This window comes from Parashewanella sp. 2304DJ23-3 (assembly GCF_056591695.1).
The window spans coordinates 958,070-980,560 of sequence record NZ_JBWQOH010000001.1 but is presented as its reverse complement, the minus strand read 5'-3'; the positions used below and the strand labels follow the sequence as shown (position 1 = coordinate 980,560).

At 40.1% G+C, this 22,491-nt stretch carries 22 protein-coding genes; 14 read left to right on the top strand and 8 right to left on the bottom strand.

What is annotated here, in order from left to right; translation table 11 throughout:
• The first annotated feature begins 16 nt into the window (after nt 1-16).
• From mutL to AC1EU2_RS04280, 12 genes are all read left to right on the top strand, one after another.
• Nucleotides 17-1,909, top strand: a complete 1,893-nt coding sequence (gene mutL, locus AC1EU2_RS04335) for a DNA mismatch repair endonuclease MutL (RefSeq protein ID WP_480296763.1) — start codon at nt 17-19, stop codon at nt 1,907-1,909.
• Nucleotides 1,902-2,816, top strand: a complete 915-nt coding sequence (gene miaA, locus AC1EU2_RS04330; protein WP_480296762.1) for a tRNA (adenosine(37)-N6)-dimethylallyltransferase MiaA — start codon at nt 1,902-1,904, stop codon at nt 2,814-2,816. The genes mutL and miaA overlap by 8 nt, the downstream gene beginning before the upstream one ends.
• A 226-nt stretch (nt 2,817-3,042) precedes the next feature.
• Nucleotides 3,043-3,309: an RNA chaperone Hfq gene (gene hfq, locus AC1EU2_RS04325; protein ID WP_480296761.1), complete on the top strand. Its 267-nt coding sequence runs from the start codon at nt 3,043-3,045 to the stop codon at nt 3,307-3,309.
• Nucleotides 3,310-3,497: 188 nt separating this feature from the next.
• Nucleotides 3,498-4,781 carry a ribosome rescue GTPase HflX gene (hflX, locus tag AC1EU2_RS04320; RefSeq protein ID WP_480296760.1) on the top strand — a complete coding sequence of 428 codons (1,284 nt, stop codon included), beginning with the start codon at nt 3,498-3,500 and terminating at the stop codon, nt 4,779-4,781.
• A 118-nt stretch (nt 4,782-4,899) separates the two neighbouring features.
• Nucleotides 4,900-6,057, top strand: coding sequence for an FtsH protease activity modulator HflK (hflK, locus tag AC1EU2_RS04315; RefSeq protein WP_480296759.1), 1,158 nt, complete (start codon nt 4,900-4,902; stop codon nt 6,055-6,057).
• A 2-nt stretch (nt 6,058-6,059) separates the two neighbouring features.
• A complete protein-coding gene (gene hflC / locus AC1EU2_RS04310) occupies nt 6,060-6,950 on the top strand; it encodes a protease modulator HflC (RefSeq protein WP_480296758.1) in 891 nt (296 codons plus the stop codon).
• 357 nt (nt 6,951-7,307) lie between these two features.
• Complete coding sequence (gene petA / locus AC1EU2_RS04305) at nt 7,308-7,898, top strand: ubiquinol-cytochrome c reductase iron-sulfur subunit (protein WP_480296757.1); 591 nt, start codon at nt 7,308-7,310, stop codon at nt 7,896-7,898.
• A 5-nt stretch (nt 7,899-7,903) separates the two neighbouring features.
• On the top strand, nt 7,904-9,118 hold the full coding sequence (locus AC1EU2_RS04300; protein WP_480297075.1) for a cytochrome b: 1,215 nt from the start codon (nt 7,904-7,906) through the stop codon (nt 9,116-9,118).
• Entirely contained in the window at nt 9,118-9,840 is a 723-nt protein-coding gene (locus AC1EU2_RS04295; protein ID WP_480296756.1) for a cytochrome c1, read from the top strand. The genes AC1EU2_RS04300 and AC1EU2_RS04295 overlap by 1 nt, the downstream gene beginning before the upstream one ends.
• 94 nt (nt 9,841-9,934) lie before the next feature.
• Entirely contained in the window at nt 9,935-10,564 is a 630-nt protein-coding gene (sspA, locus tag AC1EU2_RS04290) for a stringent starvation protein SspA (protein ID WP_480296755.1), read from the top strand.
• 3 nt (nt 10,565-10,567) lie between these two features.
• Complete coding sequence (locus tag AC1EU2_RS04285; RefSeq protein WP_480296754.1) at nt 10,568-11,047, top strand: ClpXP protease specificity-enhancing factor; 480 nt, start codon at nt 10,568-10,570, stop codon at nt 11,045-11,047.
• A gap of 173 nt (nt 11,048-11,220) precedes the next feature.
• Nucleotides 11,221-12,084 (top strand): hypothetical protein, encoded by an 864-nt coding sequence (locus AC1EU2_RS04280; protein ID WP_480296753.1) that lies wholly within the window; start codon nt 11,221-11,223, stop codon nt 12,082-12,084.
• 140 nt (nt 12,085-12,224) lie between these two features.
• On the opposite strand, the gene AC1EU2_RS04275 is transcribed toward AC1EU2_RS04280, so the two are convergent.
• The 8 genes from AC1EU2_RS04275 to AC1EU2_RS04240 form a co-directional block, all read right to left on the bottom strand.
• Nucleotides 12,225-13,418, bottom strand: coding sequence for a GGDEF domain-containing protein (locus tag AC1EU2_RS04275; protein WP_480296752.1), 1,194 nt, complete (start codon nt 13,416-13,418; stop codon nt 12,225-12,227).
• A 125-nt stretch (nt 13,419-13,543) separates the two neighbouring features.
• On the bottom strand, nt 13,544-15,628 hold the full coding sequence (gene flhA / locus AC1EU2_RS04270; RefSeq protein WP_480296751.1) for a flagellar biosynthesis protein FlhA: 2,085 nt from the start codon (nt 15,626-15,628) through the stop codon (nt 13,544-13,546).
• A 14-nt stretch (nt 15,629-15,642) separates the two neighbouring features.
• The gene (flhB, locus tag AC1EU2_RS04265) at nt 15,643-16,773 is read right to left on the bottom strand and encodes a flagellar biosynthesis protein FlhB (protein ID WP_480296750.1); all 1,131 of its coding nucleotides are present in this window, start codon (nt 16,771-16,773) and stop codon (nt 15,643-15,645) included.
• 3 nt (nt 16,774-16,776) lie between these two features.
• Nucleotides 16,777-17,553: a flagellar biosynthetic protein FliR gene (gene fliR, locus AC1EU2_RS04260; protein ID WP_480296749.1), complete on the bottom strand. Its 777-nt coding sequence runs from the start codon at nt 17,551-17,553 to the stop codon at nt 16,777-16,779.
• 3 nt (nt 17,554-17,556) lie between these two features.
• Nucleotides 17,557-17,826 carry a flagellar biosynthetic protein FliQ gene (locus AC1EU2_RS04255; protein ID WP_129948453.1) on the bottom strand — a complete coding sequence of 90 codons (270 nt, stop codon included), beginning with the start codon at nt 17,824-17,826 and terminating at the stop codon, nt 17,557-17,559.
• Nucleotides 17,827-17,837: 11 nt separating this feature from the next.
• The gene (gene fliP, locus AC1EU2_RS04250) at nt 17,838-18,566 is read right to left on the bottom strand and encodes a flagellar type III secretion system pore protein FliP (protein ID WP_480296748.1); all 729 of its coding nucleotides are present in this window, start codon (nt 18,564-18,566) and stop codon (nt 17,838-17,840) included.
• A gap of 25 nt (nt 18,567-18,591) precedes the next feature.
• The gene (locus tag AC1EU2_RS04245; protein ID WP_480296747.1) at nt 18,592-18,933 is read right to left on the bottom strand and encodes a FliM/FliN family flagellar motor switch protein; all 342 of its coding nucleotides are present in this window, start codon (nt 18,931-18,933) and stop codon (nt 18,592-18,594) included.
• Entirely contained in the window at nt 18,930-19,646 is a 717-nt protein-coding gene (locus AC1EU2_RS04240; RefSeq protein ID WP_480296746.1) for a FliM/FliN family flagellar motor switch protein, read from the bottom strand. Before AC1EU2_RS04240 ends, AC1EU2_RS04245 begins: the two co-directional genes overlap by 4 nt.
• Before the next feature lie 632 nt (nt 19,647-20,278).
• On the opposite strand from AC1EU2_RS04240, the gene AC1EU2_RS04235 reads away from it, so the two are divergent.
• Together AC1EU2_RS04235 and AC1EU2_RS04230 are read left to right on the top strand one after the other, a co-directional pair.
• Nucleotides 20,279-21,160 (top strand): MotY family protein, encoded by an 882-nt coding sequence (locus tag AC1EU2_RS04235; RefSeq protein ID WP_480296745.1) that lies wholly within the window; start codon nt 20,279-20,281, stop codon nt 21,158-21,160.
• Nucleotides 21,157-22,452, top strand: a complete 1,296-nt coding sequence (locus tag AC1EU2_RS04230; RefSeq protein WP_480296744.1) for a sigma-54 interaction domain-containing protein — start codon at nt 21,157-21,159, stop codon at nt 22,450-22,452. Before AC1EU2_RS04235 ends, AC1EU2_RS04230 begins: the two co-directional genes overlap by 4 nt.
• Nucleotides 22,453-22,491 lie beyond the last annotated feature (39 nt).

The window sequence follows — 22,491 nt, the reverse complement described above, 5'->3', positions numbered from 1 at the left end:
ACAAAGGGCAAGTTAGATGCCTATACAAATTTTACCACCACAACTAGCAAACCAAATTGCCGCAGGTGAGGTAGTCGAGAGACCAGCTTCAGTTGTTAAAGAGCTAGTTGAGAACTGTATCGATGCCGGTGCTACTAAAATTGATATTGAGATCGAAAAAGGCGGCGCTAAGCTTATTCGAATTAGAGATAATGGTTGCGGTATCGGAAAAACGGACCTGTCTTTAGCCTTAGCTCGGCATGCTACCTCAAAAGTGGCAACGTTAGATGATCTTGAAGCAATATTAAGTTTTGGTTTTCGTGGTGAAGCACTAGCAAGTATCAGTTCTGTTTCTCGTTTAACAATCACATCAAAGCCTGAAAGTCAGTCGGAAGCATGGCAAGCTTATGCTGAAGGTTCTCAGATGGCTGTAAAAGTAATTCCAGCGGCACACCCTACTGGGACGACGATTGATGTAGCTGACTTATTTTTTAATACGCCAGCAAGACGACGTTTTTTAAAAAGTGACAAAACTGAGTTCACTCATATCGATGAATGGCTCAAGCGCATTGTATTGGTTAGAGCGAGCATCCACTTTACCTTACAACACAATGGTAAGATGGTTCGGAATTACCGACCGGCTAATACTGAATCGCAGTACATTCAACGCCTAGCACAAGTAAGCAGCAAGGCCTTTGCTGAAGAAGCGATTAAAGTTGATTGTCAGCATGACGGTTTGTCTTTATCTGGCTATTTACAATCTCCTCTTCAACAAGACTTATCGCCAGTTACTCATTATTTCTATGTTAATGGGCGGTTGGTGCGCGATCGTTTGGTCAATCATGCTGTACGACAAGCATTTGCGGAGCTATCGATTCAAGAACAACCAAACTATGTATTAATGTTTGAGCTTGATCCTCACCAAGTCGATGTAAACGTACATCCGGCGAAACACGAAGTTCGTTTCCATCAAAGCCGTTATATTCACGACTTTATTCTGCAGGCGTTACAGTCGGCGTTAAGTCAAATTTCAGTAGCTGATCTTTTAGGTTCAAAGCCACAACAAAATGAACCTCATGGTTTATCAGTGCCAACAGAGGCTAATACAGCCGATGAATATGAAGCAAATTTCGGTGAATCAAGTTCTTTAACAAGTGGTTATTCACAAAGTAACTTTTCTGAACAAAATACTTCGGGTTCTTATCAACCAAACTTGGCTGGTTCAGGCGGCAGTAAAAGTTACGGTGGGTATCAACCAGTAAGTCGTGATTCAATTAATGCTAACGCAGTAAAAAGTTATGCTGAGTTGTTGGCGACATCGCCAAATACAACTAATGAAGTGAATGAGACCCAAATTCATACTTCAACCATGCCACCATTAGTGAATGGAGAGTATTGGGTTATCGTATCTGATGACCAAATTCGGTTGCTACCAATCAAGAGTGCAGCGGCTATAACCCAAAAGCAAGCGATCTTAAAAACGTTACCAAATGGTTTACAAGCACAGCCGTTACTTATGCCAGTTTCTGTAAGCGTAGTGCCGGAATGGCAAGAAATACTGCAAATTAAAGAGCAAATTTTGCGCAAACTTGGCATTGAATTATCAATTAAGTTAAAACAGTTGATAATTAAAAAAGTGCCCTCATATATAAGAGACAGTCAGCTTGCAAAAGTAATACCAGCTTTAATGCAGTGGCTTCAGTTTCAAGAGCCTTCTGATGAAGAATTGGCAAGTTGGCTTGCTCAGGAATCTGTAAAAGGTTTCATTTCGGCAACACAAGCTTGGAAATCGTATGAGCTTTTAGATGATATAGTTCAACAAGATATTTTAAACACGAGAAGCATTCATTTACCTTGGCAGAATTGGTTAGCTGAAAGGCAAACAGAAAAGAGCTTGGTAAGTAGTTCACAAGAGAAAATTAGTGAGTAATCCAAAAGTACTAACCCTGATGGGGCCAACTGCATCAGGAAAGACAGCGTTAGCACTAGAGTTAGCTGAAAAACACAATTGTGAAATTATTTCCGTTGACTCTGCACTCGTTTATAAAGAAATGAACGTTGGTACTGCGAAGCCGAGCAAAGATGAATTAACAAGAGCTCCACATCGTTTGATTGATATTTTAGATCCATTAGAGAGTTATTCGGCGGCTGATTTTCGTCGTGATGCAATTAATGAGATCGAAAGCATCATAAAAAATGGTAAAACCCCACTTTTAGTTGGTGGAACCATGCTTTATTTTAAAGCATTATTAGAAGGGCTATCACCGTTGCCAGAAGCTGTGCCAGAAATTCGAGCACAGATCATGAAAGAAGCAGAACAGCATGGTTGGCAATGGATACATGAAGAACTTAAAAAAGTTGATCCAGTATCAGCTGAGCGTATTCATGGAAATGACCCTCAGAGACTATCGAGAGCATTAGAAGTTTTTCGAATTAGTGGTAAGAGTTTGACTGAATTGACTCAAGTTAAAGCTGAACCTTTACCTTATGATTTCGTGCAGTTTGCTATTGCTCCGACAGAAAGGAAGACCTTGCATGAGCTGATTGCCAAGCGCTTTGAGATCATGTTAGAACAAGGATTTGTAGAAGAAGTAACCAAGTTAAAGCAACGAGGTGATCTAGATATTAATCTACCATCTATGCGTTGTGTAGGGTATCGTCAGTGTTGGCAATACTTAGATGGCGAATTTAACTATAATGAGATGTCTGAAAAAGTTGTTGCTGCTACTAGGCAATTAGCTAAACGTCAATTAACATGGTTACGTAGTTGGGAAAATTTAAATTGGTTAGAAAGTGGTGCTGAAGGGAATGTAGTCAAAGTGACACAGCATCTTTAGGTTAAATACCTGTGATTCTCGAATATTCAAGAATCAGGGCTTATTCAAGTATCACGGGTATAGTAAGTATATTGACAGGAAGCATTAGATAAGCTGCCTCCCGTTAATTTTTGAGCGAGATTCAACTTACTTAACTTGATATTAGCTAATTTATCCATGTTGTATCATACTGTTGTTATTATTAACGTAGTAGATTGATTTTAATAAATTAAAAAAGGAAAATACGATGGCTAAGGGGCAATCATTACAAGACCCATTTTTGAACGCATTGCGTCGTGAGCGCGTTCCAGTTTCTATTTATTTGGTTAACGGCATTAAACTACAAGGACAAGTAGAGTCGTTTGATCAGTTTGTAATTTTACTAAAAAATACAGTAAGCCAAATGGTTTACAAGCATGCTATTTCGACTGTCGTACCAGCTCGACCATTTAATGTAAGCGCTAATCAAGGTGGTTCAGCTCCTGCACAAGAAATGGATAGCAACGAAGAGTAATTAAAGTGCCTTACCATAAATTATGTTAGATTTTTGACATCTAAATTTAGCTTCGTCATTCTTCGATGCTATAGCTTTAGTTACTTAGCTGAGGTTATGCGTCATACGTAATAACTCGTATTAGATTAAGTCTGATCGCTAGAATGATTTAGAACTTATGGTCAGGTATTTATTGAGGGGTTTACTTTTTGTTTGATCGTTATGAGGCAGGAGAAAAAGCTGTTCTTGTCCACATTGACTTTGCAGATGATGAGCGTCGAGAAGACCTTACTGAACTGCAATTGTTGGTTGAGTCTGCGGGTGCAAATGCTGTTGGTACAATTACAGGTAGTCGCAATGCACCCGACCGCAAATTTTTTGTAGGTTCAGGTAAAGCTGAAGAGCTTGCTGCGATGGTGGCAGGCACAGAAGCTAATGTCGTTATTTTCAATCACGCATTATCACCAGCTCAAGAACGAAATCTTGAAATGATTTGTGAGTGCCGTGTCCTTGATAGAACTACGTTAATTCTTGATATTTTTGCGCAGCGTGCAAGAACTCACGAGGGTAAGTTACAAGTTGAACTTGCTCAATTGAGACATATGTCGACTCGTTTGGTTCGAGGCTGGACCCACCTTGAAAGACAAAAAGGTGGTATTGGTTTACGTGGGCCGGGTGAAACTCAGTTAGAAACGGATAGACGTTTATTACGAGGCAGAATTAAGTCTATTAATCGTCGCCTAGATAAGGTAGATAAACAGCGTCAACAAAGCAGGCGTGCGCGTAGTCGAAGTGATTTAGCTACCGTGTCATTAGTTGGTTACACTAACGCTGGAAAATCAACACTCTTTAATGCGTTAACTAGTTCTGATGTTTATGCAGCAGATCAGTTGTTCGCAACACTCGACCCAACGTTGAGAAAGTTAGAGCTTAAAGATCACAGTGTAATTTTGGCTGATACTGTAGGATTTATTCGGCACCTTCCCCATGATTTAGTTGCAGCATTTAAAGCAACATTACAAGAAACACGTAATGCAGACTTGCTGTTACATGTTGTCGATTGCGCTGATGAAAATATGGGAGAAAATTTTGAGCAGGTACAACATGTACTTGAAGAGATTAATGCCAAAGACATCCCACAGCTCATAGTTTGTAACAAAATAGATTTGCTTGAGACTGTGAAGCCAAAAGTAGATTACAACGATGAAGGTTTGCCAATTAGAGTTTGGGTTTCTGCTCAACAGCGACTTGGATTTGAATTACTAGCAGATGCTATTGAGCAACTTGTTGGAGATAAAGTAGCTGAATTTACATTAAAAATTCCTGCTGCATCTGGGCACTATCTTGGTCAGTTTTATCGACTCGAAGCGACACAATCGCAAGAATATGATGAGCTAGGAAATTGCATTTTGTCCGTTCGCCTACCAGAATCGAATTGGAAGCGCTTGTTAAAGCAGAGCCAAGGCGAGCTGGAAAGCTTTATTATCGGATAAAGCGCTGTTAGAGTAGCTACAATTATTAGTAAGTGAGCTTGATCACGTTTCTATGTAAAAGCAGTTTTTATATAATGTGATTGGACTTAAATTTTTTCATTCTGTTATGGAGTGTTGAATGGCTTGGAATGAGCCCGGAAATAAGGGCAAAGACCCTTGGGGAAATAAAGGAAATGGTGGAAATGATAAAGGACCACCAGATCTAGAAGATATCTTTCGTGGAATGTCAAAGCGCATGGGCGGAAAAGGGAATGGTTCTAGTTTTGGAAAAACTGGAATTTTAATTTTCTTAGCTATAGCTCTATTTGTGTGGGGTATTTCAGGATTTTATACCATCAAAGAAGCTGAAAAAGGTGTTGTATTACGCTTTGGTCAGTACATTGGTGTGTCAGAACCCGGCCTTCATTGGCAAGCGACTTTTATCGATAAGGTTTACCCTGTTAACGTAACTAATATTCGTTCACTTCCTGCTTCTGGCAGCATGTTAACGGCTGACGAGAACGTAGTGCGTGTCGAGTTAGAGGTTCAATATGAGGTTTCAGATCCTTATCGTTACTTATTTAGCTCTGTAGATGCAAACGCAAGTTTACGTGAAGCGACGGACAGTGCATTACGTTATGTGGTTGGTCACAACAAAATGGATGACATTCTGACCACTGGGCGTGAAGAAATTCGTAAAGCGACTTTGGCAGAAATCGAGCGTATTATTAAGCCTTATAAGCTTGGTCTTGCGATAAAGGATGTGAACGTACTTCCTGCACGTCCGCCAGAAGAAGTTAAAGATGCGTTTGATGATGCTATTGCTGCACAAGAAGATGAACAGCGCTCTATTCTTGAAGCGAAAGCGTATGCTCGTGAAGTTGAGCCACGTGCTCGTGGTCGAGTTGAGCGTATTGGGCAGCAAGCTATGGCATACCAGCAAAATGTGATCTTGGATGCTAAAGGTAAAGTTGCTCGCTTTGAAAAATTACTACCTGAATACCGTCAAGCACCTGATGTAACTCGTAAGCGTTTGTATCTGGATACAATGCAAGAAGTATTAGCTGGTAATAGCAAAGTACTCATTGATAGCAAGAACGGTAACAACTTGATGTATTTGCCATTAGATAAGTTAATGGAAAAAGGTAATACACATAAGTCGCAGCCAATGCAATTTCAGGTTGTACCAAATACTGAACATTCCACGCATTCAAATGGCAGTCACTCGACAAACTCAGGCACTCCGGTGTCAACACGTTTGACTCGTGAACAACGTATGCGTCAGTCAGGGAGATAATTATGAGTAGAGTAGTTTTAATTATTCTTGCCCTGCTTGTGGGCTTAAGTTTGTCTTCAATTTTTAAAGTAGATGAAGGCGAAAGAGCGATTGTGACCCGATTCAAAGCGGTATTAAAAACAGAAGTAGACGGTACGCAAACTAATAAAGTATTTGCACCTGGCCTTCATTTTAAAATCCCGTTAATTGATGAAGTTCGTTGGATTGATGCGCGTATACAAACTTTAGACAGTGACGCTGATCGCTTTGTTACGTCTGAAAAGAAAGACTTGATGGTAGATTCATACGTTAAGTGGCGTGTAGAAAACTTTGAAAAGTACTATCTATCGACGAATACTGGAACTAAAGCCATTGCTGAATCATTATTACAACGTAAAGTAAATAACGATTTACGTACTGAGTTTGGTCGCCGAACAATTAAAGAAATTGTTTCAGGTAGTCGTGATGAGCTGCAACGTGATGCTTTAATGAATGCGATTCACAGTGCTAAAGACTTAGGTATTGAGGTTGTTGATGTGCGAGTTAAGCAAATCAACTTACCTGAAAACGTGAGTAACAGTATTTATAAGCGTATGCGTGCAGAGCGTCAAGCTGTAGCGAAAGAACATCGTGCACAAGGTAAAGAGCAGTCTGAAATCATTAAAGCAACGATTGATGCAAGTGTGTCGATTAAGATTGCAGATGCAGAGCGTAAAGCTTCAATTACTCGAGGTGAAGGTGATGCAACAGCAGCAAAGATTTATGCTGACACATACAAGAAAGATCCTGAGTTTTACAGTTTCTTACGTAGCTTAGAAGCCTACCGTGCAAGTTTTGCAAAAAATTCTGATGTTATGGTACTTTCACCGGACAGTGAGTTTTTTAAATATATGAAAGGCTCTGAAAAGAAGTAACTTCGTACTAATTTGAAGACAAATTATCAAAGATAATGTAAAAAAGCCCGAACATGTTCGGGCTTTTTATTTATTAATTCACAAACTTTGCTGAACACTTGCTGTTTAATTGACACTTTTTTAGCCATTTCACACACTTTTCCACCTTAAATTGAAAAAAATAACCAATATCCGTACGTAACTTATGTGTTTTCACTATGATCTATTTCTAATTTTTCGCTATAATGAGCACCGCCTCAATCTTTGGTGCTACACTTTATTGTCTAAAGGTTACAAAATTTTCCTTTAGCTTTGATGTACCAAGATTTTAATATCGTTGAATAAATAAAATTCCAACACCCTCTGGGAGATAAGTGGATGAGCAATGCGCCAGTCGATACCGGACGTCGCAGATTCCTGACCGCCGCAACCGCCGTAGTAGGTGGAGCAGGTGCCGTCGCTGTAGCGGTTCCTTTCATCAAGTCATGGAATCCAAGTGCCAAAGCGAAAGCTGCAGGCGCACCGGTTGAAGTTAACATTAGTAAAGTAGAGCCAGGCCAGCTAATTCGTGTTGAATGGCGTGGAAAACCTGTTTGGGTTGTTCGTCGTAATAAAGACATTATGGATGAACTTCAAACGCATGATGACAAATTGCGTGATCCAAACTCTGAAGAAGATCAACAACCAGCATATGCAAAGAATCCTGGTCGCTCGATTAAACCAGAATTCTTCATCGCTGTAGGTATTTGTACTCACCTTGGTTGTTCACCAACTTATGAACACGATAAGTTCGAGCAATACGTTGAAGGTATAAGATCTGGCTTCTTTTGTCCTTGTCATGGTTCTAAATTTGATATGGCTGGCCGTGTATTCCAAGGCGTTCCAGCACCATTGAACTTAGTAATTCCACCGCATCATTATGTGGATGACGCAACTGTTCTTATCGGTCTCGATAAAGGAGTAGCGTAATGCAAATGTTAAAGAGTATGCAAAATTGGATTGATGCACGAATTCCAATGACGGCAACTTATAATCGTCATGTTGGACAATATCCAACACCAACTAACTTTAACTTTTGGTACTTTTTTGGTTCTTTAGCCTTACTAGTATTAGTCAATCAGCTAATAACAGGTATTTGGTTAACCATGAACTATGTACCAACTTCAGAAGGTGCATTCGCTTCTGTTGAATACATCATGCGTGATGTTGATTATGGTTGGTTACTTCGTTATATGCACTCTACGGGTGCATCTGCGTTCTTTATCGTAGTTTACTTGCATATGTTCCGTGGCGTACTTTATGGTTCTTACCAAAAGCCTCGAGAATTATTGTGGTTATTCGGTATGCTGATTTTCCTCGTATTAATGGCTGAAGCTTTCATGGGGTATCTACTTCCGTGGGGACAAATGTCATTCTGGGGTGCTCAGGTAATTATTTCTTTGTTTGGTGCGATTCCTGTAATCGGTGATGACTTAACACTTTGGATACGTGGTGACTACGTGATCTCTGGTGCTACTCTAAACCGTTTCTTCGCATTACACGTAATTGCGTTACCACTCGTTCTTGTTGTTCTTGTATTCCTTCACTTAATTGCATTGCATGAAGTAGGTTCGAACAATCCAGATGGTATCGAAATTAAGAAAAATAAAGATGAAAATGGTTGGCCAGTTGATGGGATTCCATTCCACCCTTATTACACGGTTAAAGACATCATGGGCGTAGCGGGTTTCTTAATACTGTTCTGCTATGTACTGTTCTTTATGCCTGACGGTGGTGGTTACTTCTTAGAAAAACCAAACTTTGAACCAGCTAACCCACTGAAAACACCTGAACACATTGCTCCGGTTTGGTACTTTACGCCATTCTACGCAATGCTTCGTGCAGTACCTAATAAGCTAGGTGGTGTTGTAGTGATGGGGCTTTCCATTGTAGTGCTATTCGTTCTACCTTGGTTAGACCGTTGTAAAGTTAAGTCAGTTCGTTACCGTAGTTTGCTTCATAAGTTAAACATTGGTCAGTTCGCTATTTCTTTCTTAATATTAGGTTATTTAGGCGCAGTACCTGCAACACCAGAATTAACAATTGCAGCTCGTGTCTTTACTTTGACTTACTTTGGTTTCTTCTTCTTCTTGTGGCTATACAGTAAAAATGAGAAAACAAAGCCTGTACCAGAGAGGGTGACTCACTAATGAAGAAATTACTTATTGCATTAGTTGCATTACTTCCGACTTTTGTTATGGCAGCGGGCAGCAATGTACCTTTAGAGAAAGCGAATATTGATCTTCACGATAAAGCTTCTTTAGAGCGTGGTTTGAACTTATTTCAACAACATTGTTCTGGTTGTCATAGTACTGAATATCAACGTTATGGTCGTGTTGCAGAAGATTTAGGTATATCTGCTGATGATATGCGTGCAAAGTATATTCTTGATGGCGCTAAGATTGGTTCTTTGATGACTAATGCTATGCCACATAAAGAAGCTGCAGCTTGGTTCGGTGCTACGCCGCCAGATCTAACTTTGATTGCACGTGTTCGTGGTAGCGATTGGGTATATTCATACCTAAAAGGCTTTTATAAAGACGATACTCGCCCATTTGGTGTTAACAACACAGTATTCCCATTAGTGGGTATGCCTAACGTGTTAGAAACATTAGAAGGTGTTAAAGACGCTACCTGTACTACAGATGATCACGGTATTCAAACGTGTAAGCCTGGTGAAGCGAAAGGCGGCAGTATGTCTGCTGAAGAATTTGACCAAGCAGTCCTTGATATTACAAACTTCCTAACTTATTCAGCAGAACCTGTACGTACGGTTCGTGAATCAATGGGGTGGTATGTACTTGGCTTCTTGTTTATTTTCTTCATCATCTCTTATTTCTTGAAGAAAGAATACTGGAGAGATGTACACTAACCCCATTTAAAGGGTAAAATGTACATTATCTGACTATAGACGAGGGGCTTAGCCCCTCGTTTGTTTTATTTTTATAAGAATTTGGAGGGTATCAATGGCTGTTGCTGCCAACAAACGCTCTATCATGACCTTGTTTTCAGGGGCCGATGATTTATATAGCCATCAAGTGCGCATCGTTTTGGCTGAGAAAGGAGTCACTGTTGATGTTTTACAGGTTGACCCTAACGAATTACCAGAAGATTTAATGGAGTTGAACCCATACAACTCTGTACCAACACTAGTAGACCGTGACTTGGTTCTTTATGAATCTCGTATTATTATGGAATACTTGGATGAGCGTTTCCCTCATCCTCCGCTAATGCCTGTTTACCCTGTCTCTAGGGGGAGTAGCCGTCTGATGATGCACCGCATCGAAAATGACTGGTACTCACTCGTGGCTCGAATTAAGAGCGGTGATGATGTAGAGCAAGCTCGTAAAGAATTAAAAGAAAGCCTAACAGCGTTAGCACCAATTTTCGCTGAAACACCTTACTTCATGAGTGAAGAGTTTGGCTTAGTTGATTGCTATTTAGGTCCATTATTATGGAGATTGCCTACACTTGGTATAGAGCTTGATATGCAATCTAGTCAACATATTCATGCTTATATGACACGTATTTTTGAACGTAGCTCATTTAAAGCATCGTTGACTGAGGCTGAACGTGAAATGCGAATGGGTATTTAATACATGACTCCAAATCGTCCATATTTGTTACGAGCATACTATGATTGGCTGTTAGACAATGGTTTAACACCACATATTGTTGTTGATGCGTACGTTAAAGGTACACAGGTTCCTCAACAATATGTTAAAGATGGTCAAATTGTACTTAATATCGCTATGAGTGCGGTATTAAGTTTAGAGATGAACAATCATTTTGTTGAATTTAATGCCCGCTTTGGCGGCGTACCTCATCATATTGTTTTACCAATGGCTGCTATTGTAGCTATTTATGCTCGTGAAAATGGCGCAGGTACCGTGTTCGATATGGAAGATGCTTATCTGCCAAGTGACGATGAAGAGACTGAAAATGATGCGCATTTAGAAGCGATAGAGAGTGACGAGTTATCGGAGCCTGAAGTTGCGGCTCAGCAAGAGTCTGCACCTGAAAATGACGGCAATGATAAACCTCCGAAAAAACGCGGTCATTTAACTGTAGTGAAATAAACCATTACAGCTTATATCCAAAAAAACCAGCTTATTGCTGGTTTTTTTGTAATCAAAGAAAACTGAGCGTATTCTTTAAATTATTTCCTGGGTTTTACGGGATTATTATGAGTTCACGTGTTTACTTAATGATGTGTATTTTTAATAAATCGCTATTGGTTATTCAATTTTAAATGTTTTCAACTAAATTTAGAATCGAAGCAGCATCGTTGGCTGTTCTGAATCAGAAGCTTTACGATAAAACTTATGGACCAAAATCTTTTCATCTGTTTTTCTATTTGCCAAATGAAGGATGGAAGCAATTTAATGTTCGTATGAATGACACAACAATTTCTTGTACAAGGGAGCAATCATCGGTCTATCGTTCGGTTAAAGATGCTTTCGAAAGTTTTTTTGGATGCTCTTCTGTAAAACAAGTGGAGCGGTATTTAACTCTTAAGCATCAACACAGCTACAGCACTCTGAGATATAAAACTGATTTTAAAAAAATACGTAATAAATCATTTGGAGTGATAGATATTTTTAGAGAAATATCACCACCAACATCGGTTTCAGAGTGGATAGTTAGAGCTTCAGAGGGAGTTTCTGAATGCAATCCCAGGTTAACTCTATTACTTGACCTTGATGATACCGTTTTACTGTACGGCTCAGAAAAACGTGGAAGGTTTAATAAAAAGTTTAAATTTAAAAAAAGTAATACTACTCAATATATGTTTTATGATAAAGCTGCACTAAGACAGGTAAAATTGATGAAAAAGAATGGGCATAATATGGTCGTCATTACTGATGCGGATTATGCTTATGAAGACGTTAGGGATCTTTTTAAAGACGCTGGTATCTCACTTAAAAGAGACAAGTTTTATAACTGGACGAATAAAGGCAGGCTGGGAAGAGTCAATAAGGCCGATTATATTCAGTTTTTATGTTTCGATCGTTGTGCACTACTCATAGATGATGTACCCGAAAATAGCCCAACAACCGTACACTTTCTTAAGGCGACTCCAGAGGCGTTCCCTCAAATAAATTTAGTTCGTTAGCCTATTTAAAAGTATTGTAATAACGCTTTTAACAGATTAGATTGTATTCATAATCTTAGTGTCTCAAGGTTGCCACTATAGGTTTAAAGTGCATATTTATTCTATTCTTTAGTATCTTTTCATTATTGAATATCATCGCTTTATTTGAGACAAACCTGATTCCGGCCATTTTTCTTCGCATCATATAATGCTAAGTCAGCTTGTTTTAACGTCTGATCGAAGTTTTCCCCTTTGCCATGCTCAGCTACACCAATTGATATGGTTACGCTCACAGTTTTATTCGCCTGTTGAGTTTTCGAACGAGACTTTTTCGAGTCATTCTTGCGATCATCATTACGAATAACAATCTTGTAGTCCTCGATTGACTGTCGGACGGCCTCTAAATGTTCAATGGTGTCAGTAGCGTTTTTACGAGAGAAAACAACCGTAAATTCTTCACCGCCATACCGAAAAACTCTACCACCTCCGCTGACTTTAGAAAGTTTACTCGCAACCAGTTTTAATACTTGATCACCAACATCATGACCATAAGTGTCATTAAACTTTTTGAAATGATCAATATCCATCATAGCAACACTGTATTTAGGGCCTAGTGATAGCACTAAGTTGTACAGAGCACGCCTTGAGGGAAGCGATGTAAGCTCATCACGATACGCAAGGGTGTATGAATCGAATAGGATACTAATCAAGTAAAGTGCTGCTAAAACCGTTAATAAAATCGCAGTAGGAAATAGTTCAGGATTAAAAAATATCACTGACCAAAAGCTAAAGCTCAGTGCAATGGCGGCAGAGGTTAAGGTGCCATTTTTTATAGTGGCAACTGAAATTAAGAGAGCTGAAATACCCCAAGGGAGCATTTCGATAAGCCCTTTTGATGCGAGAAAACTCGCATTACTTTCGAGTAAAGCTAAGGTACTGGCCTGATATTGATGCCAAAAATAGCCCATAACGCAAAGCACGCTAATGATAGCAATATTCAAGAAAGTAAAAATAGACGTTAAGCCTCTGTCTTTACTTAGTGCCAAAAAAGCCATCACAGCACTCAAGGCTGAAAAAATGACTAAAGCGTTTTGTTGCAGAGCTTGATTATCGAATAATAGACTTCGTTCAACTGCAAAGTAGAAAGTGAAGATCAACGCTAAATAGCTTAAGCGACTGCGGTTAAATTGAATCGCAATCACTGCTGAAATAGGCAATAGCCACAAAGGTAACTCCCGTAAAATTGGTCGCCAACTTTGCCAATGTTCTTGTTGCAAATATATTGCAAATAAACACACGAACGTTGCTAGAAACGGAATGGCGACAGTTCGTAAATTCTGGAAGTACTTTGGCAAAACAAACCTCAAATATTGAAACGAGAACGTTAAGTTATAACCTTATAACTCAATTAAATATCATAACTTAGAATGTAAAGGTTAGCGCCTTTAGATCGAGAATATTTGAGACGCTAGACGTTTTTTTATCCTAATTGCCCTGCAATCATTAGCTCTTTTGACTCTGGCACTTCATTATATGAAAGCACATGTAGACCTTTCGCAAAGGCTAAGGCATAACGGGCTAACATAGGGCGCAATTGCGGTGGTACCAATAGCGTTGGGGTGTGACCTTGCTCTTTGGCTTTCGCTAATAGTTCAGGCATATATTGCTGAATTTGAGCAAGTAGCTGTGGATCTACAGGAAAACTATCTAAAGACGTATTACCCTGTTGCTGCGCCTGATTTAGAGCCGTCATCAAGGTTTGCTCTAACTCTGGTGCAAGCGTCATAACATTCACTTTGCTAGCGTTACCAACAATGCTGTGAAGGATACTGTTTCGCAATGCACAGCGAACATCTGCTGCCAATAGAATCGGATCTTTACTATTTTCACTGCAATCAAGCAATGTCGTGGCAATAGTTCGAATATCTTGCAGCGAAACTTGCTCTCTCAACAATAATCGGAAAACCTTAAGTTGTTGAATTGGTGTTAGAGCGGTATTTAACGATTCTGCGAGTTTTGGTGATTGCTTAGCAAGACGATCATTCAGCGCATGCACATCATCGTGTTGTAGCATTTCAGGCAGCGCTTCACGGATCAGTTTACTAACATGTGTCGCAATAATGGTTGCATTATCTACCACCGAATATCCTAAGTTCAGGGCTTTCGATTTTTGGCTTGATTCAATCCAAATAGCATCCATATTGTAAGCTGGATCTTTGGTCAAGGTACCATTAAGTTGACCGTGGACAGCACCACTGTTGATGGCCATTAACTTCTCAGGCTCTAATTCTGCAAGTATTACAGGTGTTCCCATCACGCTAATTTGATAAGCATTAGGCGCAAGCGATAAATTGTCCCGCACTCGTACTTCACTTAGTAAAAATCCAGCTTGTTCTGATAGCGTACGGCGAATGCCCGTCAGACGCTTTTGCAGTTCTGCCCCTTTTGCTCGTTCAACCAGATGTACTAAGCGGTAACCTAAACGCACTTCAATGAGATCAGTAAACGGTAATGAGTCCCAACTTGGTGCAGCAGGCTCAGTCAAGCTATTTTCGGCGGCCTCTTCAATATCAAGATCTTGTGCTGTTGACGGTTGGAATTGGTATTGGCGCCAAGCAGCAAAACTTAAAATGGCTGCGAAGGTTAAGAAAACTAACGCCGGCATGCCAGGTACAATACCTAAGACCACCATTACACCAGCGGCAGTAGCCAAGGTTTTAGGGTTTGCCAGTAATTGCTTACCTAACTGCTGCGGCATCTCCTCTTCATCAGATACGCGGGTTACGATAATTGCCGCTGCCGTTGCCAAAAGTAGTGATGGTATTTGCGCAACTAAGCCGTCACCAATGGTTAATAATGCATAGGTCTTAAAAGCATCTGCTGCACTCAGGTCGTGCATGAAGACGCCAATAGAGATACCGCCAATAATGTTGATGGCTAAAATCAATATCCCAGCAATCGCATCCCCACGCACAAACTTTGAGGCACCATCCATTGAACCGTAAAAGTCGGCTTCACGAGCGACATCTTGACGGCGTTCTTTAGCTTGCTCTTGACTAATTACACCTGCATTTAAGTCCGCATCAATCGCCATTTGCTTGCCGGGTAAGGCATCCAAGGTGAAACGTGCGGATACTTCAGAAATTCGTTCCCCACCTTTGGTGATCACCACGAAGTTAATGATCATTAAGATCAGGAAGATCACAGCACCTACTACATAGTTACCACCGATCACCACTTCACCGAAGGCTTGAATCACGCGACCAGCGGAATCGCCACCATTATGCCCCTCTATTAATACCACACGAGTTGAGGCAACATTGAGGGTCAAACGCATCAATGTGGCAAGTAACAACACGGTTGGGAATACTGAAAACTCTAATGGTCTACGAATTGATACGCCAACCAGCAATACCATGATTGATAGCACGATATTGAAAGTAAACAGAATATCCAGTAGCCAAGGCGGCAATGGTAAAATCACCATGGCAAGCATTGCTAAGAGCATAACCGGAATGCCGATATATGCCTTGTTACCCGAAAATAGCTTGGTAAACGTGTCCATGCTGCTTAGTACCTCTAGTCGTGTCTTAAATGTGGTGGAATGAAAAAGTTCGGTAAGGGTGCAGGCGCTTTTTGCTTACCTTGGCGAGCAGCTCGCAATTGCATTACATAATTGAGTATGTGGGCAATGGCGACAAATAAGGCTGCTGGGATCTGTTGCTCAACTTGTGTGGAGTAGTACACTGCACGAGTTAACGCTGGAATTTCTACAATTTCAACATCATGTTTTTTTGCAATTTGCTTCATATACAAAGCAAGTTCATCAGTGCCTTTCGTTACAACATATGGGGCATCAGACTTTTGTTCGTCATATTTCAGAGCGACGGAGTAATGAGTAGGGTTTACCAATAAAACATCCGCTTGCGGGATGGAAACATCAGCGCGAGAGCGACTTATTTTTTGCTGCAATTGGCGAATGCGACCTTTTACCTCTGGTGAACCTTCCTGTTGTTTTTGCTCTTCTTTAATTTCTTGTTTCGACATCTTCAACTCTTTAGCGTGTTGCCAAAACTGGTATGGCACATCGATAAAAGTAATGATTAATAAGCCAAGTGACAGGTAGAGCATCCCCATGGCCAGCATATTGATCCCTTGAGAAATGGCTTCATCAACGGCAAGCTGGCTGTAGCCGAGTAAGCTTGTTAGCTCGTTAGACAGCAAATTAATCATAATCCCGGCTAAAAGAATGATTTTAAGCACGGACTTGAAAAGCTCAACTAAAGAACGAGTTGAAAAAATACGACCAATGCCTTTAATTGGATCGATACGATTATATTTAAAACCTAAGTTTTTCCCGCTTAATACTACGCCGCCCGGCAGTGAGCCTGTGATAATGGTCGTCACCATTAAAATGAGCAATATTGGCGCAAGAATAGTGAGCACAGACATGAGTGATGATGCGAGATGTAGCTGTAAAATATCTACTTCACGCAATGCATTTTTGTCGATCATCATATTGAACTGTGTGAGTTCAACAATTTGCGAGGCAATTTCAGTTTGGTAATTCATCAACAGACCTGCACCCACCATGATGAGCGCCGAAGAGGCGAGATCTTTCGATCGAGGAACTTGTCCCTCTTCTTTCGCTTTTTTAAGCTTCTGGGGCGTGGCCTGTTCTGATTTATCTTGTGCACTATTTTCACTCATACATTACCCCCCACTGATGAAATTTTGCATGCTTTGCAGAGCTTCGATACAAAAGTCACTGTATCGCGACGGCAAACCGGAAAACGAAAACAGCAGGCAAAACAGCCCCATGAGCATTGACATTGGGAAGCCCAAAGCAAAAACGTTCAAGGAAGGTGCTGCACGACTAAGCACTCCAAAGGTGATATTAACCAATAACATTGCGATGATTACTGGTAAAGCGACCATAAAAGCGGAAGCAAACATCCAACCGAATTTAGCGACCAATGACATTAATGGCAGACCGAGCACACCACTGCCCACAGGCCATAAATGAAAGCTATCGACCATAATGCCGATACTGACAAGGTGACCATCTAAAGAGAGAAATAATAAAATGGCGTATATCAACAACCATTGACCAATAATCGGATTAGAACTGCCGCTTGATGGGTCGTTCATCATTGCCATCGCAAGTCCCATTTGCATCGCCATCATGGCACCAATCATAGTCATGGTGACAATTAGCATATTGACAAATAACGCCATCATGGCACCCACCAACATTTGTTCTCCAGCTACCAATACTCCTTGTATCGAAAGTGGATCAATCGTTGGCATAGTGGGTAATACAGGCACTAAAATGCCAGAGATTGAGGCTGCGAGCAAAATGCGAACGGTTACAGGAATATAACTACTGCCGAGCATAGGCATTAAGGCAAAAGCACCCATAATTCGACAGAAAGGCCACCAGAATAAACCAAGAAAACTAACAATCTGATCGGTAGTAAGTGCTAACACGGTTTAACCAATGACATGTGGAATGTTGTAGAACAGCTGGTTAAATAAGTCACCCAACTTAGTCAACATCCAATTGCCAGTAAACAAAACGGTTAGTAATGTAAACACGAGCTTAGGAAAGAAGCTCAGTGTTTGTTCGTTTACCTGAGTCGCCGCTTGGAAAACTGCGATGATCAAGCCCAATAATAAGCTAGGTACAATAAGTACACTTACCATAGCAACGACCAAATAAATGGCATCAGCGAAAATGGCTGTGAGTTGATTAGTATCCATAACTCGCTCCGTCAACCAAAACTGGCGACTAAGGTATTTACCGTCATTGACCAACCATCGACAAGTACAAAGACCATCAATTTAAAGGGCAATGAGATAATCAGTGGCGATAGCATCATCATCCCCATAGACATCAACACACTGGCGACCACTAAATCAATAACAAGGAAAGGTAAGTACAACAAAAAGCCAATTTGAAATGCTGTTTTTAATTCGCTGAGTACAAAGGCTGGCATCATTACCAGAAATGGCACTTCGTCTTGAGTTAAGGTTGTTGGTTCATCAGCAATTTTTAATAACAGCTCTAAATCTGTTTCCCGTGTTTGCGCTAGCATAAATTTACGCAGGGGTTGTTCAGCGCGTTCGACAGCTTCAGGCAATTCAATTAAGCCTTTATCATAGGGCACAAAAGCATCTTCATAGATGGCATTACCAACTGGACGCATAATAAATAGGGTGATCACTAGCGCAATGCCAACAAGTATTCGATTGGGTGGACTTTGTTGCAGACCAATAGCTTGACGAAGAATGGCAAGCACGACAATAATTCGAGTAAAACTGGTGAGCATCATCAGCATTGCAGGCAATAAGCTCAACACGGTCATTAACGCTAAAATTTCAAGCTTAATGTTCACCGATTGCTGCTGATCGCCATCAGATAATGTCAGCAGGGTGAGCCCTTCAGAAGCACTTGCTAATGGTGTAAACATTAGCCCTAATATCAGTAATACTCGCCACATGTGTGTAAACCTTAAATCACTAGTCTTAAAGTTGGGTTGATTCAACTTCTAATAAACGCACACCGTAACGGCCACTGACTTCAACGACTTCACCACGGCCTAAGAGAGCACCGTTAACACGCACATCTAATGGTTCACCCACCATACGGTCAAGCATAATGACATTTCCTTCTCCCATCTCTGTAAGCTCCCCAAGAGAGACTTCAGCACTGGCCAATTCAAGTGTTACTTGTACAGGCAACTGTTGAAAAAAGGACATATCTTTTTTAGGCTTACTGGTGTTCGGCAGTTCTAATGGTTCATCATCATTAAAAATGTCAGCATCTAGCAATAAATCCGAATCAGCTAATAAATCGTGTTCACTCATATCATTTTTTCCTCATCTTGAACCTTAGTGATTTTGGCTACCATTTGCCCTTGGTCGGTGTAAATATTGGCATCATATAAATGATGGTCAGTCACTTTTACTGGGCAATGTGTGTGTAACGTCAATGGTAAAATGTCACCAGGACGTAACTGGTTGAGTTCTGTCATATTGGTATTAGCTTTTCCTAGTTCAACCTTGAGTTGTACAGGAATTTGGCGACTCTTTTCTTTAAGCTTTTCATCCAGATTCAATGCAGGCTCTTGATGGGTAGGTTGGTTGGACAGCAAACTCAAAAGCTGCTCATTGACACAAAAATGCATTGGTTTTATATAGCTTTCTTTGGCAAAACTCATTGTCCAAATCACCTGGGCGTTAATTTCACTGGCACTGGTTAATAGTGTTAATTCGATATCATCAGGATCGAGCGATAAGTCGGGTAATGCTTTCAATGCACCGAGCATAAAACGTTTTGCTAGACGAAACTCAGAGTGACTAGGTGGTAGCAAGGGAGACTTGGCCGGACTACTTGGGCTGCCATAGTAACAACTGGCAAGCTGATCTAGTGTAGAGCGATCGACACTCCACCAGGCAACGGTATTACCTTGGTACATCATGGTAAACCATGACTGTTTGATGTTCGGATCAAATACTTCTGGTACTGAATCTTGTTTAATGGTTTCTAATGCTGAGTGTCCTTGCCTGATAATTGGCATTAATAAAGAGTTCGTTACATTTAAAATAGAACGCTGGCTAGACTTAAGCTGAGAAAATAATCTACTCCGTGCAAGCTTTTCATTTGTTAATGCTATGGGCCTAATACTATTTGTATTGTTTGTTTTTAATAATACTGCTTTAGATGTCGTTTTCATTTTTGTTTTGATATTAATTTGTCAGTCGTCAAATAAGTGTTTTCTAAATATTTGATGTCAAATTAATGTCACGTCCTTATTTATTATTTAAAACGTCAATATTCTTACTTTAAATAATTTTTTGACATTGGATAAACTTTTGACACTAAAGTTTTATTTTTTAAATGCTATTTAAAACAGTAACTTAGTGTGTTGGTTGTCGATTGTTTTATAATTAAATATTCACTGTTTTGTTAATTGTTAATTATATTATCAAATCGGTTTTGAATTTATCTTATTTATTAATGCTAGGTCAATAATAAATGCATTTAATTAATTAATGTGATTTTTATTTGTTATTTTGTTTTACAATCAATATTAATTTGTGTTTAATTGTTCACGTTGTTAATTCTTATTGCCAATTAGTTTTAATTTTGTGGTTTTTATAACCGCCTGTATGAATTTTAATTAAAACTGTTTATGGACGAAATAATTCGATGAAGGTCATTACAATAATAAAAATAAGCCTTTGGTGTGTGTGTGCATTATTGCCCAATGTTTTATGGGCTGGCTCATTTCAAACTGAATTAGAGCAATCAAGTTGGCGCTATCAAGGTGATAAATTCTCATGTCAACTTACTCATGACATAAGCCGCTTTGGCGAGATCAGTTTAGTTGCACTACCGGATGCGTCATTAAAACTGAATATAAACAGTCAATGGCTGAATTTTGAAAAGGCACATAGCTTTGCTCAAGTGGTCGTTCCTTCGTGGCACCAAACACAAAATGAATCATTTCCAACCTTTGAATTTAAAGCAAATAACAAACAGCAAACTTCAGTTGCTGATAACAAGCTCGGTCTTTATTTAAAAGCCATAGCGAAAGGTTATGCTATTGAAGTTACAGTTAAGAACCAGATTGGCGATAAGTTCTCTGGCATTGCTAATGCTGTTAACTCTCAAAACGTCATTGAGCAATTTCGTCACTGTTATGCCCAGTTGTTACCGAAACCCTATTCTTACGTTCGACGCATCGACCTTATTTTTCACTCTGGAAGCAGTAAGCTCATATCGCAACACGAGCAAGACTTAAATGCAGTCGTTGAATACGTTAAAGCAGACAGCAGTATCGAACGTGTTCTTATTGATGCTCACGCTGATGGCAATGGCCATCACCTAGCAAACTTAGTGTTAAGTAAAGAGCGTGCTGATGAAGTCGCATCGAGGCTTGTCGAACTTGGGCTTGCTATTGATATGGTAGAAGTGCGTCATCACGGCGAACGGATGCCATTAGTGGCGAATTCGACAGAGAAAGGTCGCTCTATTAATCGTCGTGTTACGGTTAAGCTGGTTAAATATGGTCAAGGAGCAAGCCAGTGAATAACTACTGCATTGAGCTCATTGAACATCAAATCTCAGATGATTTAGTTAAGGCATTAGAATGTGAAGGCTTTAACCTTGTAAAGAGCTGTCAGCAGACGCCTTGGTTGAGTCTCGTCAATCTATCAAATGTATCTACTGAATGTATTGAAGTTGAATTAGCTAAGGTCAGTGGAGCGAATAAAGTTGCACTTCTTAATGCTGAGCAAAGTGAAAATGCAGCGCAAGCTATGAAACTAGGTGTTCAAGATTATTTGTTACTGCCATTGCAACAAGAACAACTGATAGCCTTGGTTATTCGCTTGAAAGAGCTGGAAAGAACAAACCAAAATTATATTGTTTCATCTCCCGTGAGTCGTCAGCTATTGATGCTCGCTCATCGCAGTGCAATGACAGAAGCTTCAGTACTGATCACAGGTGAAAGTGGAACAGGAAAAGAGCCGTTAGCGCGTTATATCCATCAAAACTCTTCTCGTGCAAATCAACCATTCATCGCAATTAACTGCGCTGCTATCCCTGAAAGTATTCTTGAGTCTTTACTGTTTGGACATAGCAAAGGTGCATTTACCGGGGCGCAAGCCGATCAACCAGGCAAGTTTGAGCTGGCTAATGGCGGTACAATTTTGTTGGATGAAATTGGCGAAATGCCGTTACTGCTACAAGCAAAACTGTTGCGAGTACTCCAAGAAAGAGAAGTTGAACGCCTAGGCGACCACAAATCGATTTCATTGGATATTCGTATTATTGCTGCCACTAACCGTGATTTACGTGCAGCGGTTAAAAATGGTGAATTTAGAGAGGATTTATTTTACCGCTTAGATGTACTTCCACTGAAGACATTGCCATTACGTGAACGCAGAAGCGATATTTTACCCTTAGCTGAGTACTTTCTGAGTAAGTACAACATGGATGCCCAGCTTCAATTTTTTAGTGATCAAGCTAAGCAAGTATTGATGGCACATGATTGGCCGGGAAATGTAAGAGAACTTGAAAATTGTATTCAGCGTGCGCTGGTGTTAAGGCGTGGGCAAGTGATACAGATGGCAGACTTAGGTTTAGAAATTAAATCTAGTGCCGTCCTTATAGAATCGAAAGAGACCAGTTTAAAACAATCTAAGCAGCAGGCTGAATTTCAATACGTTATCGATGCTTTGAAGCGGTTCAATGGTCATCGTTGTAAAACAGCCGAATTTTTGGAAATGACAACTCGAGCCTTACGCTACAAATTGGCACAAATGCGTGAACAAGGTATCGATATCGACACGATTCTAACAGAGGCGAAAGCCGCATAAGCAAAAGCTGTTTATAAAAGAAGAATAAAAGGTAATCGT

Excerpts from the sequence above, each read along its gene's own strand:
- mutL (WP_480296763.1), top strand. The coding sequence starts at position 17 with ATGCCTATACAAATTTTACCACCACAACTAGCAAACCAAATTGCCGCA.
- hfq (WP_480296761.1), top strand. The coding sequence starts at position 3,043 with ATGGCTAAGGGGCAATCATTACAAGACCCATTTTTGAACGCATTGCGT.
- hflK (WP_480296759.1), top strand. The coding sequence starts at position 4,900 with ATGGCTTGGAATGAGCCCGGAAATAAGGGCAAAGACCCTTGGGGAAAT.
- hflC (WP_480296758.1), top strand. The coding sequence starts at position 6,060 with ATGAGTAGAGTAGTTTTAATTATTCTTGCCCTGCTTGTGGGCTTAAGT.
- petA (WP_480296757.1), top strand. The coding sequence starts at position 7,308 with ATGAGCAATGCGCCAGTCGATACCGGACGTCGCAGATTCCTGACCGCC.
- AC1EU2_RS04300 (WP_480297075.1), top strand. The coding sequence starts at position 7,904 with ATGTTAAAGAGTATGCAAAATTGGATTGATGCACGAATTCCAATGACG.
- AC1EU2_RS04295 (WP_480296756.1), top strand. The coding sequence starts at position 9,118 with ATGAAGAAATTACTTATTGCATTAGTTGCATTACTTCCGACTTTTGTT.
- sspA (WP_480296755.1), top strand. The coding sequence starts at position 9,935 with ATGGCTGTTGCTGCCAACAAACGCTCTATCATGACCTTGTTTTCAGGG.
- AC1EU2_RS04285 (WP_480296754.1), top strand. The coding sequence starts at position 10,568 with ATGACTCCAAATCGTCCATATTTGTTACGAGCATACTATGATTGGCTG.
- AC1EU2_RS04280 (WP_480296753.1), top strand. The coding sequence starts at position 11,221 with ATGTTTTCAACTAAATTTAGAATCGAAGCAGCATCGTTGGCTGTTCTG.
- flhA (WP_480296751.1), bottom strand. The coding sequence starts at position 15,628 with ATGGACACGTTTACCAAGCTATTTTCGGGTAACAAGGCATATATCGGC.
- flhB (WP_480296750.1), bottom strand. The coding sequence starts at position 16,773 with ATGAGTGAAAATAGTGCACAAGATAAATCAGAACAGGCCACGCCCCAG.
- AC1EU2_RS04255 (WP_129948453.1), bottom strand. The coding sequence starts at position 17,826 with ATGGATACTAATCAACTCACAGCCATTTTCGCTGATGCCATTTATTTG.
- fliP (WP_480296748.1), bottom strand. The coding sequence starts at position 18,566 with ATGTGGCGAGTATTACTGATATTAGGGCTAATGTTTACACCATTAGCA.
- AC1EU2_RS04245 (WP_480296747.1), bottom strand. The coding sequence starts at position 18,933 with ATGAGTGAACACGATTTATTAGCTGATTCGGATTTATTGCTAGATGCT.
- AC1EU2_RS04240 (WP_480296746.1), bottom strand. The coding sequence starts at position 19,646 with ATGCCAATTATCAGGCAAGGACACTCAGCATTAGAAACCATTAAACAA.
- AC1EU2_RS04235 (WP_480296745.1), top strand. The coding sequence starts at position 20,279 with ATGAAGGTCATTACAATAATAAAAATAAGCCTTTGGTGTGTGTGTGCA.